Origin of the sequence: Streptococcus sanguinis (genome assembly GCF_019928825.1) — a bacterium.
In the GTDB taxonomy this organism is placed as follows: domain Bacteria; phylum Bacillota; class Bacilli; order Lactobacillales; family Streptococcaceae; genus Streptococcus; species Streptococcus sanguinis_L.
Genome location: NZ_JAHZOP010000003.1, coordinates 265146 through 279739, shown reverse-complemented (window position 1 = coordinate 279739; position 14594 = coordinate 265146). Strand labels below are relative to the sequence as shown.

Here is a 14594-nt window from a genome sequence, read left to right as displayed (position 1 = left end):
GCAATAGTAAAATTAAAGAGAACTTTAGGATTGGCAAGAAGAGGTGTCCTATGAAAAAAATTTTAGTTACAGGCGGAACGGGGTATATAGGAAGTCACATAGTGGTTGAACTAGTCGCAGCAGGCTATGGAGCTATTATCGTGGATAACTTTTCGAATAGCTCTCCAGAAGTGCTAGAGCGCTTAGAAACTATCACTGGTGTGAACATCCCGTTTTACAAGGGTTCGATTTCTGATAAAGATATGATGAACCAGATTTTCGAAGACAATCACATTGACGCAGTCATTCATTTAGCGGCCTATAAATCAGTAGAAGAATCGGTGCGGGAACCGCTAAAATATTACGAAAATAATGTCAGTGCTGGTATTGCTCTTCTTGAAGTTATGAAAGAGCACAGGGTAGAACATATCATCTTTAGCTCCAGTGCCACGATTTATGGAATGAATCATGGTTCATTCTTGACAGGAGATTTATCTATTCCAGCGACCAATCCCTACGGCCATACTAAGCTGATGATGGAGCAGATTTTGACGGATCTTGCTCTTGCACATTCAGATTGGTCTGTGACTAATCTTCGTTACTTCAATCCAATTGGTGCTCATGAGTCTGGTCTGATTGGTGAGGGCCCAAATGGAATCCCTCATAACCTCATGCCTTATATTACCCAGGTTGCGGTTGGTAAATTGCAAGAGCTTAGCATTTTCGGAAATGACTATGATACGCATGACGGTACAGGAGTGCGGGATTATATCCATGTAGTCGATTTAGCCAAGGGCCATGTTTTGTCTTTGAAACATAATTTAGAAAACAAGGGAGTCGCTGTTTTCAATCTTGGCACAGGAATTGGCTATAGTGTGCTGGATATGGTTAAGGCCTTTGAAAATGTCAATGGTGTCAAAATTCCTTATACTATCAAGGATAGACGACCTGGAGATGTGGCGACTTGCTATGCTGATGCAAGCAAAGCGAATGACATTTTGGGCTGGAAAGCTGAGAAAACTCTCCAAGATATGATGCGAGATTCTTTGAGATGGCAAAGCTCAAATCCTAATGGCTATGAAGGCTAATGTAGAATATCGGTTAGGTGAATAAAACTCTTCTGTAATAGTGCAGAAGAGTTTTTCTATATAAGAGCTGTCTTCTCCTACAGATGCAAAACTTTTTAAAGAATGTCATCAATTGATATGTTTTTTAATGGGTGTGTAATCTGGTCTTGATGAGCTGTAATAATAAACATGCTATAATGTCTGCATGAAGACTGAAAACACAACTTTGCACGCTTTTAAAGCCCTAGCTTGTTTTAGTATTGTTTCCTTACACTTTCTTCTGCCGGGGCAATTTGGCGTTTTTTATCAAATTGTGGCCCGCTTTGCAGTTCCCTTTTTCATGATGCTGTCGGGCTATTTTTCCTATAATATTTCCAAAGATAAGGTCAAATATCGTCTCAAGCAAATGCTCCTTTTGACAGCTGCAAGCCTCCTGTTTTACACGATTGTTCATTTTGTCAACCTAGTGCTGACCAGAGAACTAACAGAAAAGATGGCATCTATAGACCTGTCTGATTTTACAAACTTTTTCCTCTTTAACAGTCCCAGAGACTTGATTGGCTCAGCTGCTACACCGACCTGGTATTTGCTGGCGATTTCTTATATCTACACGCTTTATCTGGTTTTTTATAAGCATTTTCACCGCTTAACTAGCTTTGGTGTGTCTTTATTCTTGTTGGTCCTGGCCTTTTGTATTGAGTTCAATACAGATAGCGAATTTTACTATCGCAACTTCCTGTTTATGGGTCTTCCCTTTTTCATTCTAGGGATGCAGTTTGCCAAGCATCGGGATCGGATTTTAGCCTACGACTTGTCGTCTGTCAGGAAATGGGCGATTGGTTTGGGAATAGCAGGCTTGATTCTGCTTGAGTATTGTTTCATGGGTACGGAGTATGACCTCTATCCTAGTACCCTTTTGTCTTCCAGTGCAATTTTCTTCTACGCGGTCAGAAATGGGACCAATATTGATATTCCGATTTTGAATAATATTGCCAAAAAGTACGCCACCATGATTTATATCATCCATCCTTTTATTATCTTCATTTTCAGGTCGATAATGCCTCGGAATACTATTTATAGTTTTGGCTTTTTTATCATTTTCTTACTGTCTTATTTGCTGAGCATAGCTTTTCAGAAAGCCATCAGGCCCAGACTTATCAGTGCACTTCCGGCTCAGTGATGTAAGCTGTCATAGCTTATCCTCGCTTTGACTCCGAACTAAAAGCAACAGAGAATACTGTTGCTTTTCTTGGTCTATCTTGGGTTCAGACTGCTCAATACTTTTTCAAAACTGTCAGAGCGAGCTTCGACGGTTATTTTTTCTAGCGTAAAAGGGTGGGTGAAGGTCAGCCGATGGGCGTGGAGCATAAGCCGCCCTTTGGGCTGTGGATGATAAAGGGGATCGCCGACCAGTGGATGTCCGTGGTGACCTAGATGAACACGGATCTGATGGGTGCGGCCAGTCTTGAGTTGGCATTTGACCAAGGCAGCCTGCCCAAATTGCTTGAGACGAGTCACATGGGTCTCTGCATAGAGTCCTTTTCGGGGGTCAACCAGCCGTTTCCTGCGATCATGGCGGTCGCGGCCAATCTTGTCTTTATAGATAAGATTTTTAGCTGGTAACTTGCCTTGGACCAGAGCCCAATATTCGCGGCTGATTTCTCGCTTTTCCAACAGTCGATTGAGGATGGGCAGGACAAAGGGATTTTTGGCAAAGAGGACAGCACCGCTGGTTTCTTTATCCAGCCGGTGAACGACATAGCAGGTCTCGCCGGCATAGGCAGAAACATGATTAAGCAGGGCTAGCTCTGTTGGTTCATTAGCATGGGTTTTCATACCCTCAGGTTTATTGACGATGATGAGATGTTGGTCCTGATAGAGCTCCTCTACGAGTTCGCCATTTCCAAACAAGATTGTCTTTTGAGGATAATCCTCTTCATCAAATATCAGGCAGATGTCATCTCCAGGTTTGACTACAGTCTGCCAGTTGATAGCTAGGCCGTTGACGGACACATGCTTTTTGGTCCGCAGAAAGTGCCGAATTTTTCGCGGAATGAGAAATTGTTCTTCCAGCAGCTCTTTGACTGCCATGGCAGGCAGTCCATCTGGGATAGTCAGTGTAAATTTCATACATTTATTGTAGCAGAAAGCCATAACTTTGGAAATAGGCAGTGTCGGATAAAACTTGCTGCAGAGGGCTTTAAAAGGCTATTTAATATACCCTTTTTCTTAAAAATAACTAAAAATCAGACGGGAAATAGGGTACTTTCTTGTCTGCACCTAAATAAGGTGATAAAATAAGGTTTATGAAGAATTTAAAAGATTTGTTTGAAAAATTAGTAGATTATTTTACCATACAGAAACCTCAAAAAGAAGCAGCAGAGGAGGTAGAGCTGACAGAAGAGCAGGATAAGTCTGGACTCAGCCGTTCGGGCAAGACCAAGAAGAAACCTCTCTCTCAGCACCCTATCCGTCGTTTTTGGCGCAGGTTTCATTTGACCAAGATATTCCTGATTCTCGGCTTGACCTTTGGTCTGGTGGTCGGTGGCTATCTCTTTTATGTGGCTAAGACGACCAATGTCAAGGATTTGCAGAATGCCCTTAAAGCTACCACGCTCATCTTTGACAAGGATGGCAATGAAGCAGGAAGTCTGTCTGGTCAGAAAGGGACTTATGTCGAGCTGACCGAGATTAGCCAAGACCTGCAGAATGCTGTCATCGCGACAGAGGACCGGACTTTCTATGAGAATGGCGGGATTAACTACAGTCGTTTTATCCTAGCTATCCTGACAGCCGGTCGCTCTGGTGGGGGTTCTACCATCACCCAGCAGCTGGCCAAGAATGCCTATCTGTCTCAGGACCAGACCATTGAGCGGAAGGCCAAGGAATTTTTCCTGGCTCTGGAAATCAATAAGAAATACAGCAAGCAAGAAATCCTGACCATGTACCTCAATAATTCCTATTTTGGGAATGGAGTCTGGGGTGTGGAGGATGCCTCTAAGAAATATTTCGGAGTTTCGGCTAGCCAGCTCAGTCTGGATCAGTCGGCTGTTCTGGCTGGTATGCTCAAGGGACCGGAGATCTACAATCCGCTGTATTCGGTTGAAAATGCGACCAATCGCCGTAATACGGTGCTGCAAAACATGGTTGCTGCAGGCTTTATTGATCAGGGGACAGCCGATCAGGCAGCCGCTGTAGGAATCGGCGGCCAGCTGGTTGATGCGTATGCCGGTAAGTCAGAGGACTATCGCTATCCGTCCTATTTCGATGCGGTCATCAATGAAGCGGTCAATGACTACGGCTTGACAGAAGAAGAGATTGTCAATAATGGCTATCGCATTTATACTGAATTGGATCAGAACTACCAAGCCAGCATGCAGGTTATTTACAGCAATGTCTCTCTCTTTCCTGTAGCAGAAGATGGTACTATGGCTGAGTCGGGCAGTGTTGCCTTGGATCCAAAAACCGGCGGTGTGCGGGCACTAGTAGGGCGAGTCAATAGTGCAGAAGGTTCGACCTTCAGAAGCTTTAACTATGCAACTCAGTCTTCCCGCAGCCCCGGCTCTACTATCAAGCCTTTGGTTGCTTACAGTCCAGCCGTTGCTGCTGGATGGCCGACAGATAAGGAGCTAGATAATACCAGAACTACCTTTGGTGACTATACCATCAACAACTACGGCAATATCCAAAGCTCCCCTAAAGTGCCAATGTATCAAGCCTTGGCAGAATCTCTGAACATTCCGGCTGTTTCAACTGTAGACGAGTTAGGCATTAACAAAGCCTTTGAGTACGGGAAAAAGTTCGGTCTGAATATGGACAAGGTTGATAAGACTTTGGGAGTAGCGCTAGGAAGCGGAGTTACAACCAATCCCATGCAGATGGCTCAGGCCTACTCAGTCTTTGCCAATGGCGGTGTGATGAATGATGCCCATCTCATTACAAAAATTGAAAATGCCAGCGGTCAGGTTGTCAAGACCCATCGTCAAACCTCTACTCGGGTCCTCAATAGCTCAACGACTGACAAGATGAACAGCATGATGCTGGGGACTTTCTCGAACGGTACAGGTATCTATGCGGCTCCGTATGGCTATACTATGGCTGGTAAGACCGGTACGACTGAAACGGACTTTAACCCAGATCTATCTGGTGACCAATGGGTTATTGGTTATACACCAGATGTGGTTATCAGCCAGTGGCTAGGTTTTCCAAAAACTGATGAGACCCACTATCTGACTGGGACCAGCGCTAATGAAGCCTCGGCGGTTTTCCGAAATGTTGCCAATAGCATTCTGCCATATACAGAAGGAACTTCCTTTGAAGGGCAGAAGAATGCCTATGCTGCCAACGGCATTGCCCCTGTGGACACCTATGGTACCGAGGAAACGGGTACTACAACTGAAAACAAAGACTTCCTGCAGGACGTTCAGGACCGAGCTCAAAATCTGGTGGATGAAGCCAAGAAGGCTATTGATGACACTGGTATTCCTGAGAAAGCGAAAAACCTCTGGGATACTGTTACCAGCTGGTTTCAATAGGATTTAAAAGAGCTGAACGGCTTGTCAAAAGCATAGAATCCTGCTATAATAAGAAAGATGGAGGCGTTATGGCATTAAAAAAAGCGAGTCTAGCGTGTACAGTCTGTGGTTCTAGGAACTACTCGGTTAAGCTCAGTAGCACTCCAAAACCAACGCGTTTAGAAGTTAATAAATTTTGTAAGCATTGCAGTAAATATACGCTGCATAAAGAAACTAGATAGGAGATTGTTGTGAAATTCTTTAAAGATGTTTTTAAACTATTGAAAGATACAACTTGGCCTACCCGAAAAGAAAGATGGACAGATTTTATCTCTGTCATGGAATACACTGCATTCTTTGTAGTAATCATCTATATCTTTGACAAAGTAGTGGCAAGCGGTCTTTTCCAGATCCTGAATATTTTCTCTTAATGATTTAAGTAGAAATAAAAAAGTCTACAACAGGCATATTATTCAAAGTTCCACCTATTGTGAGTAGGTGGGACTTTTGACGCATCTCCTTATTTACGCGCCGACAATTTCAAAAAAATCAAATCTATCTATAATTCATCGTTTGAAATAAAAATTTCTCATACTAGACAACGCTGATTCAAGAATTTTTGGGCAGAATTGCAAGACTTTGATTTGTCAGGAAAATAGTTATTAAATTCCTTTGCATTTGAGGAAATTATGGTATAATAGGGCTAGAAAGAAGCAGAAGCCCGCAGGCTTTTTTATTTAGGAAAGGATGAACTCATGGACAGTTTTGACAAAGGCTGGTTTGTACTGCAGACCTATTCAGGTTATGAAAACAAGGTAAAAGAAAATCTTTTGCAGCGCGCTCAGACTTATAATATGCTGGAAAATATCTTGCGTGTGGAAATCCCCACTCAGACCGTGCAAGTAGAGAAAAATGGCAAGACCAAGGAAATCGAAGAAAATCGCTTCCCTGGTTATGTCTTGGTGGAAATGGTCATGACAGATGAAGCTTGGTTTGTCGTGCGGAACACTCCGAATGTAACAGGATTTGTCGGTTCGCACGGAAACCGCTCTAAACCAACGCCACTCTTGGAAGAAGAAATTCGCAACATTCTCATCTCCATGGGCCAAACAGTGCAGGAATTTGACTTGGATGTCAAGGTTGGTGATACTGTTCGTATCATTGATGGTGCCTTTACTGACTATACAGGTAAGATTACTGAGATTGATAATAACAAGGTCAAGATGATTATTTCCATGTTTGGTAATGACACCGTGGCCGAAGTCAATCTTAGCCAGATTGCAGAGCTTTAATTGACGAAGCCGTTATCCTCGTCAAAAATAAAATCCAAGACTAAAAACGTCTTGGATTTTTGTGTTTTTGGAGCCAATTGTAAGATTACTTATCCTTAATGACAGAGTCAATAATGTCTTTGGTTTGTTTCATTTGATAGGTAGACATTACCCCAACGATTTGATTGTTCTGGGTAGAGAAATTAAAATGTTCATCATTAGAATTTTTATAGACAAAGGTTGTATCGCGTTCTGAACGTATAATCATTTCCGGACGACCAAGCTTGTCGAAAGCTGTCTTGGGAGTGTCGGATGTGGTGATGCTAGAGTAACTGCTTTTGGCTGGCTGAGCGTCTTTTAGGCTAAAACTCAAATTCGTCAGGACATTATTGGTAAAGTAGCACATAATGTCTCCGTTGTCTGTGTGCCAGATGTTGACAGAGTTGTCAGGGTCATTCTCATCAGTGCTGAATGTAGGTTGACCTAGAGCCGCTATTACCTCATCGTAAGACGTTTTAGGTTTGTCACCATTGATATCCTCTCCGTTTACCTGAATGACAAAGCCAGTGGAAATATGAAAATTTCTTATTTTCTCTAATTCAGGAATAGAAGCTGCATCTGGTATGTATTGTAGTGCAGAAGCATCATCTGGATCAAAGCTAGCACGTTTCTGAAATACCTCATCACTACTTTCATAGGTGCTAGAGCTACTGCTAGATGATTTGCTGGATGTTTCCTTAGAGGATGAACTTTTCGAAGCTTTGAGGGAGCTAGGCGTCTTTTTTCTTTGCTGTGTCTGCTTGGCAGGCATGCAGGCTGAGAGAGCTAGCAGAGAGAGAAGGCTGAGGGCATAGAAGCTGACTTTTTTCATAATCAATCTTTTTTCCTTTCGTTGATGATGAATGATGTTTTTATAATATTATATCAGCAAAATTTGCTAGAAACAATAGGAAATGGAATTAAAAAAGCCCCTTGGTGGGCTTCTAGAAATATATTTTTGAAGGCGGTAGACGGATTTGAACCGACGATCAAGCTTTTGCAGAGCCGTGCCTTACCACTTGGCTATACCGCCGCAACTCTTATTATTCTATCGTAAATACTTGCTTTCGTCAAGAGTCTTTCAAAGTCAAATCAGAAAATGTTAGACACTACCATTCTGAACGCTTCAGGAACAAATGTTCAGCTGAGAAGTGGAATTCGTACTTAGTGGCAGAAAATCTGGCAAACGTCTTGTCAAAGAGCTGCGCATTTGTTATAATAGAGGGTGCCGTGTAAATGGCAAAATACTCATTTTAGATGAATTGTGGGACTGTTGCCCTCGGGTGGTCCTGCGAGCTGAAATCTAAAAGAGGAAAAAAACAAAAAGGAGAATTTACTCATGGCAGTAATTTCAATGAAACAACTTCTTGAGGCTGGTGTTCACTTTGGTCACCAAACTCGTCGCTGGAACCCTAAGATGGCTAAGTACATCTTCACTGAGCGTAATGGCATCCACGTAATCGACTTGCAGCAAACTGTAAAGTATGCTGACCAAGCTTACGATTTTATGCGTGATGCTGCTGCTAACGATGCAGTTATCCTCTTCGTTGGTACTAAAAAGCAAGCTGCTGACGCTGTCAAAGAAGAAGCAGAACGTTCAGGTCAATACTTCATCAACCACCGTTGGTTGGGTGGAACGCTTACAAACTGGTCTACTATCCAAAAACGTGTAGCTCGTTTGAAAGAAATCAAACGCATGGAAGAAGACGGAACTTTCGAAGTTCTTCCTAAGAAAGAAGTCGCTCTTCTCAACAAACAACGTGCTCGTCTTGAAAAATTCTTGGGCGGTATCGAAGATATGCCTCGCATCCCAGATGTGATGTACGTAGTTGACCCTCATAAAGAGCAAATCGCTGTTAAGGAAGCTAAGAAATTAGGTATCCCAGTGGTTGCTATGGTTGATACTAACACTGATCCTGATGATATTGATGTTATCATCCCAGCTAACGACGATGCAATCCGTGCGGTTAAATTGATCACTGCAAAAATGGCTGATGCTGTTATCGAAGGCCGTCAAGGTGAAGATAGCGTTGAATCAGTAGAAGCAGAATTGGCTGCAACTGAAACTCAAGCAGATTCTATCGAAGAAATCGTTGAAGTTGTTGAAGGTTCAAACGAATAATCAGTAAACTAACCTAAAGGGGCAGGGCTCAGCCCAGCTCCTTTATTTACATTAAAAAATAGGAGAAGAAAAATGGCAGAAATTACAGCTAAGCTTGTCAAAGAATTGCGTGAAAAATCTGGTGCTGGTGTCATGGACGCTAAGAAAGCACTTGTTGAAACAGACGGTGACATCGAAAAAGCGATTGAATTGCTTCGCGAAAAAGGGATGGCAAAAGCAGCTAAGAAAGCTGACCGTGTTGCTGCTGAAGGTCTGACAGGTGTTTACGTAAACGGTAATGTTGCCGCTGTTGTTGAAGTAAATGCTGAAACTGACTTCGTTGCGAAAAATGCTCAATTTGTTGATTTGGTAAATGCAACTGCGAAAGTAATCGCTGAAGGCAAACCAGCTAATAACGAAGAAGCACTTGCTTTGACAATGCCTTCAGGTGAAACTCTTGAAGCTGCATACGTATCTGCAACTGCAACTATCGGAGAAAAGATCTCTTTCCGTCGCTTTGCTTTGATTGAAAAGACAGATGCTCAACACTTCGGTGCTTACCAACACAACGGTGGCCGTATCGGAGTTATCTCAGTTATTGACGGTGGAGACGATGCTCTTGCTAAGCAAATCTCTATGCATATCGCTGCGATGAAACCAACTGTTCTTTCATACAAAGAATTGGATGAGCAATTTGTTAAAGATGAATTGGCACAATTGAACCATGTCATCGATCAAGACAACGAAAGCCGTGCAATGGTTGGTAAACCAGCTCTTCCACACTTGAAATACGGTTCTAAAGCTCAATTGACTGATGCAGTTGTTGCTCAAGCTGAAGAAGACATCAAGGCTGAGTTGGCTGCTGAAGGCAAACCAGAAAAGATCTGGGACAAGATCATCCCAGGTAAAATGGACCGCTTCATGCTTGACAACACTAAAGTTGACCAAGCTTACACACTTCTTGCACAAGTATACATCATGGATGACAGCAAGACAGTTGAAGCTTACCTTGAATCAGTAAATGCTTCAGTAGTTGAGTTCGCTCGCTTTGAAGTTGGTGAAGGTATCGAAAAAGCTGCTAACGACTTTGAAAACGAAGTAGCTGCAACAATGGCTGCTGCTCTTGGTCAGAACTAATCATTTTTAGCTTAAAAATAGAACAATAAAAGGTCTGAGATTTTTTCTCAGACCTTTTCGTTTGTAGCATTTTGAAACATCAAGTTTAGAATGGTGAGTAGCATCACTTAGCTGCTTTTTCTCTTTCTTCCTTATGAGCAATCAAGCCGTTGGTAAAAATCAAGACTACCAATATGAAGAGAAGAGCTGTGGTTTGGGGGTAAGTCAAGCTAAACTGATAGACTTTGGTAATAAACAAAAGGGGCAGAGTAACCACCATGATAATCAGAAAGCTATACCATTTGACTCGGTTACTGACCAGCTCCTGTTCGAAGAGCAGGGGAGCATAAAGACAGGCGATGAGAGCTCCGATAGGAATATCAACATAGTCAGCAGAAAAGATGGTGAAAATACTCAGAGCTGCAAAGAGCCATTTGAGTACATGACGAGAATAGTTGAGCCAATCCATTTTCATTGGATTATCCTCCTTGTTTAGATGATCGTTGGCAGGCAGGAGTTTCTGTCTGTCTTTTCCTTGTGGATTTCCACCTATATTATAACGCTTTAAAAGCAAAAAGCAAGCGGTTACACAATCATAGCAAAGCTTTTTCACTAGTTTGAATTATCAGACCTTTCAGTCATCCCTTTTTCTTTCAAAATAGAGACTTTTCCGGTATAATATTAGTCAAAGATAGTCAATGTTAGAGAAACGACAAAAGAAGAGATTTATTCTGAAATTTTCAACTGGAAAGGGAAGTCATGGGTGCAAAAAACACATCGGACAGTATTGAAGCATATATCAAGTCTATTCTGGCTCGGGCAGGAATGGTTGAACTGAAACGCAGTGAACTGGCTGACGTTTTTCAGGTGGTTCCCAGTCAGATTAACTATGTGATTAAGACACGTTTTACGGAAAGTCGGGGCTATATCGTTGAGAGTAAGCGTGGTGGCGGCGGCTATATTCGGATTGGAAAGATAGAATTTTCCGACCGGCATCAGATGCTTTGCGGCCTGTACGACAGTGTGGGAGAGCGTGTCAGCCAGCAGGTTTTCGCAGATGTTATTCAGCTTCTTTTTGACGAGAAGATTATAACCGAACGTGAGGGCAATCTAATCTTGTCAACAGCTTCAGATTCGATTCTGGGTGATGGGGCTGCGGTGATTCGTGCCCGGATATTAAAAAAGATTTTACAACAACTAGACAGAAAAGGAATGGAATCATAAATGAAATACTCAAAAGCCTTAATAGAAAGCTTGGAAGCAGCTCAGCTCTTGGCCGGCCATTTTACGACAGATTATCTGGAATCATGGCATCTGCTGATTGCTCTGGCTAATAATCCCTACAGCGTTGCTGGCTCAGTCCTCAATGAGTTTCCTGTGGAAGTTGATGGATTTGAAGAAGCGGCTTTTCAGATTACTGGTCAGGCTTATCAGAAAGACGGTCACTTTGAGCTGCTGCCTTTTTCTTATCGCTTAGAGGAGTTGTTTGAGGAGGCGGGGCAGATTGCAGAAGCTGTTCGGGCTAAGCATGTAGGTACTGAGCATGTGCTGCTGGCCATGTTATTTGACCGAGGGACCTTGGCCTCTCGTATTCTGGAGTTTACCGGCTTTAGCTACGAGGACAAGGAGCAGGGACCGAAAATCAGTGATTTGCGAAAGATCTTGGAGCAGCGAGCTGGCTGGGGCAAGGAAGATATCAAGGCTATTCGCAGTCTGAATAAGGGAGTAATGGCCGCTAAGCAGACCATGGCTAATATGATGGGTATGCCGGCTTCTACCAGCGGGGGGCTAGAAGACTACACTCGTGATCTGACGGAGCTGGCTAGAGATGGCCGATTGGAGCCCGTCATTGGCCGTGATCAGGAAATTTCACGGATAGTTCAGATTCTCAGTCGCAAGACTAAAAACAATCCAGTCTTGGTTGGAGATGCTGGGGTTGGTAAGACAGCTCTGGCTTTAGGACTGGCTCAGCGTGTAGCGGCTGGTCAGGTTCCGGCTGAACTTGCTAAGATGCGGGTTTTGGAGCTGGACTTGATGAATGTAGTCGCTGGCACTCGCTTTCGCGGAGACTTCGAGGAGCGGATGAACAACATCATCAATGACATTGAAGAAGATGGTCATGTCATTCTCTTCATCGATGAGCTACATACTATCATGGGATCTGGCAGCGGTATTGACTCGACCTTGGATGCGGCCAATATTCTGAAACCGGCTCTGGCTCGCGGCACTCTGCGGACAGTTGGTGCTACGACGCAGGAAGAGTATCAGAAACATATTGAAAAAGATGCGGCTCTTTCTCGGCGTTTTGCCAAGGTCAGCATAGAAGAGCCTAATGTGGCTGACAGCATTGCTATTTTACAAGGTCTGAGAAAGAGCTATGAGGACCATCACAAGGTGCAGATTAGTGATCAGGCGATTGAGACGGCGGTGAAATATGCCCATCGCTATCTGACTAGCAAGCATCTGCCAGACTCTGCCATTGATCTTTTGGACGAAGCCAGTGCAACAGTGCAGAATAGAGGACCGCAGAATTACGAGCAGTCGGATTTGACGCCAGTGGATCAAGCCTTGATGGTAGCAGACTTTAAAAAGGTTTCACAACTGCTTGAGCAAGAGCAGCAACCCAAACTCTATAAACTGAAAGTGGAAGAAGACGATGTCTTGGCAACACTTAGTGGCTTGTCTGGTATTCCAGTGCAGAAGCTGACTCAGACAGATGCGAAGAAATACCTCAATTTGGAAACAGAACTGCATAAACGCGTGATTGGGCAGGACGAGGCGATTTCAGCTATCAGCCGAGCTATCCGACGGAACCAGTCTGGTATCCGCAGCAGCAAGCGGCCGATTGGCTCCTTTATGTTCCTAGGTCCGACAGGAGTCGGGAAGACAGAGCTAGCCAAGGCCTTGGCTGAAAGTCTCTTTGATGACGAGTCTGCTCTCATACGATTTGATATGAGTGAGTACATGGAGAAATTCGCGGCTAGCCGCCTCAATGGAGCGCCTCCAGGCTATGTAGGCTACGAAGAAGGAGGGGAGCTGACGGAGAAGGTGCGCAATAGACCTTATTCTGTCCTGCTCTTTGACGAGGTAGAAAAGGCGCATCCAGATATTTTCAATGTTCTCCTGCAGGTCTTGGATGATGGCCAGTTGACTGATAGCAAGGGCCGCAAGGTGGACTTCTCCAACACGATTATTATCATGACCAGCAATCTGGGGGCGACCAGTTTGCGGGATGATAAGACGGTGGGCTTTGGGGCGCGTGATATTCGCTTGGACCATGCCAATATGGAAAAACGGATGTTGGAAGAACTCAAGAAAGCATATAGACCGGAGTTTATCAACCGTATTGACGAGAAGGTAGTTTTCCACAGCTTATCTGCAGAAGATATGCAGGAAGTGGTCAAGGTTATGGTCAAACCGCTCATTGCCAGTCTCGCCGAGAAGGGAATTGAGCTGAAGTTTCAGACTAGTGCCCTTAAGCTACTGGCTCAGGAAGGCTACGATGTGGAAATGGGGGCACGGCCATTGCGCCGCACTCTGCAGACCCAGGTAGAGGACAAACTATCTGAACTCCTCTTGACAGGAGATTTGATGACGGGTCAAACTCTTAAGGTCGGGGTCAAGGCTGGCCAACTCAAGTTCGAAGTGGCCTAGAAAGTGCAGTCTTTTAATGGAAAGTTGAGTGCTCGCGGTTAATTTCTGATAGCAAGCATACCTATAGATACCCAACAGTTATTTCATCATTCAATGAAACTGGAAAATTGAAGGATTGGAGACTGATATGTCGTTTTTTAAAGATTTGTTTGCTGGCAAGAAAGCCAGAGTGAAAACACCAGAAGAGCGCAAGGCGGCTAGTATCCAGCGCTTGAAAAAGGAGGGAATTCCTTACCTTGAGCACTTGCCGGTTATCGAAAGTGCTGAGCAGGTACGGCCGCGCTCGCTAGAAGAAATTGCGCGTCGGGCTATTACCAGCCTCTTGATTATTCAGGCGGCCTTGGATATCGAAAATAATAATTATAATGAGGAGAGCCGCCAGTGGCTGCAGGATAAACTGCAGCAATACGGGGTGCAGGAAGAGCTGACGCCCAAAGAAAGGGCGGTCTTGGAAGATCGTGCCGACCCGGCAGCTATCGTCAATATGGTCTGGAAATACGAGGCCTATTGGTCCTTGATTTGGTCCTTGGGTCTAGTAGATACTTTACCTTTTCCAGATAAGATTTGTGATTGTGATGCTGCCATTGACGCAGTCGCTAGTGCAGTTGACTTTCAGGAATTTCTAGGTAAATGCCAACCGCGCAGCTTAGAAGAGTTACTGGATGAAGATGATTTGATTTATCGTTATCACTGGGCCTGTGTTGATGCTCGGATTCATGACCAGCCAGCACCGGCAGGCCTTGATGAAAGTGTTGTTCTGGAGAGGCGGTCTGGCCTTGACTGGCTGTTGGGGCTGAATACGGCCCAAGACTGGGATGCTGTTGAACTGCATACCTAGTCCAACTTCTCTTGA

Annotated in this window: 14 protein-coding genes and 1 tRNA gene; 11 read left to right on the top strand and 4 right to left on the bottom strand. The window is 44.0% G+C overall.

All coding sequences use genetic code 11. The features are described 5' to 3' along the window. The first annotated feature begins 50 nt into the window (after positions 1-50). Complete coding sequence (gene galE / locus K1J09_RS07470) at positions 51-1067, top strand: UDP-glucose 4-epimerase GalE (protein WP_223323728.1); 1017 nt, start codon at positions 51-53, stop codon at positions 1065-1067. Between the two features lie 184 nt (positions 1068-1251). Next, positions 1252-2226, top strand: a complete 975-nt coding sequence (locus K1J09_RS07465) for an acyltransferase family protein (protein ID WP_223323727.1) — start codon at positions 1252-1254, stop codon at positions 2224-2226. Positions 2227-2300: 74 nt separating this feature from the next. Here the strand turns inward: K1J09_RS07465 and K1J09_RS07460 are convergent, their stop codons facing one another. After that, positions 2301-3176: an RluA family pseudouridine synthase gene (locus K1J09_RS07460; protein ID WP_223323726.1), complete on the bottom strand. Its 876-nt coding sequence runs from the start codon at positions 3174-3176 to the stop codon at positions 2301-2303. A gap of 176 nt (positions 3177-3352) precedes the next feature. Between K1J09_RS07460 and pbp2a the strand changes: the two genes are divergently transcribed. The 4 genes from pbp2a (at position 3353) to nusG (ending at position 6852) form a co-directional block, all read left to right on the top strand. Then, positions 3353-5581 carry a penicillin-binding protein PBP2A gene (gene pbp2a, locus K1J09_RS07455; RefSeq protein ID WP_223323725.1) on the top strand — a complete coding sequence of 743 codons (2229 nt, stop codon included), beginning with the start codon at positions 3353-3355 and terminating at the stop codon, positions 5579-5581. Positions 5582-5649: 68 nt separating this feature from the next. Beyond that, positions 5650-5802 (top strand): 50S ribosomal protein L33, encoded by a 153-nt coding sequence (gene rpmG, locus K1J09_RS07450; RefSeq protein ID WP_002894024.1) that lies wholly within the window; start codon positions 5650-5652, stop codon positions 5800-5802. Between the two features lie 9 nt (positions 5803-5811). Then, the gene (gene secE / locus K1J09_RS07445; RefSeq protein WP_002894022.1) at positions 5812-5991 is read left to right on the top strand and encodes a preprotein translocase subunit SecE; all 180 of its coding nucleotides are present in this window, start codon (positions 5812-5814) and stop codon (positions 5989-5991) included. A gap of 324 nt (positions 5992-6315) precedes the next feature. Further along, positions 6316-6852 carry a transcription termination/antitermination protein NusG gene (gene nusG / locus K1J09_RS07440; protein WP_002894018.1) on the top strand — a complete coding sequence of 179 codons (537 nt, stop codon included), beginning with the start codon at positions 6316-6318 and terminating at the stop codon, positions 6850-6852. Positions 6853-6937: 85 nt separating this feature from the next. On the opposite strand, the gene K1J09_RS07435 is transcribed toward nusG, so the two are convergent. Both K1J09_RS07435 and K1J09_RS07430 read right to left on the bottom strand, forming a co-directional pair. Then, complete coding sequence (locus tag K1J09_RS07435; RefSeq protein WP_223323724.1) at positions 6938-7702, bottom strand: hypothetical protein; 765 nt, start codon at positions 7700-7702, stop codon at positions 6938-6940. A 130-nt stretch (positions 7703-7832) separates the two neighbouring features. After that, positions 7833-7903, bottom strand: a tRNA-Cys gene (locus K1J09_RS07430). Between the two features lie 306 nt (positions 7904-8209). Here K1J09_RS07430 and rpsB point away from each other — a divergent pair. Beyond that, the gene (rpsB, locus tag K1J09_RS07425; protein WP_002894015.1) at positions 8210-8992 is read left to right on the top strand and encodes a 30S ribosomal protein S2; all 783 of its coding nucleotides are present in this window, start codon (positions 8210-8212) and stop codon (positions 8990-8992) included. A 72-nt stretch (positions 8993-9064) separates the two neighbouring features. Continuing rightward, positions 9065-10108: a translation elongation factor Ts gene (tsf, locus tag K1J09_RS07420; protein WP_002928238.1), complete on the top strand. Its 1044-nt coding sequence runs from the start codon at positions 9065-9067 to the stop codon at positions 10106-10108. 103 nt (positions 10109-10211) lie between these two features. Here tsf and K1J09_RS07415 read toward each other — a convergent pair whose 3' ends face one another. Next, positions 10212-10700, bottom strand: a complete 489-nt coding sequence (locus K1J09_RS07415; RefSeq protein WP_223323723.1) for a hypothetical protein — start codon at positions 10698-10700, stop codon at positions 10212-10214. A 146-nt stretch (positions 10701-10846) separates the two neighbouring features. Here K1J09_RS07415 and K1J09_RS07410 point away from each other — a divergent pair, with 146 nt between their 5' ends. The 3 genes from K1J09_RS07410 (at position 10847) to K1J09_RS07400 (ending at position 14579) form a co-directional block, all read left to right on the top strand. Continuing rightward, positions 10847-11311 carry a CtsR family transcriptional regulator gene (locus K1J09_RS07410; protein WP_223323722.1) on the top strand — a complete coding sequence of 155 codons (465 nt, stop codon included), beginning with the start codon at positions 10847-10849 and terminating at the stop codon, positions 11309-11311. Further along, positions 11312-13741, top strand: a complete 2430-nt coding sequence (locus K1J09_RS07405) for an ATP-dependent Clp protease ATP-binding subunit (RefSeq protein ID WP_223323721.1) — start codon at positions 11312-11314, stop codon at positions 13739-13741. It abuts the gene before it with no gap. A 127-nt stretch (positions 13742-13868) separates the two neighbouring features. Further along, positions 13869-14579, top strand: a complete 711-nt coding sequence (locus tag K1J09_RS07400; RefSeq protein WP_072074720.1) for a DUF4272 domain-containing protein — start codon at positions 13869-13871, stop codon at positions 14577-14579. Positions 14580-14594 lie beyond the last annotated feature (15 nt).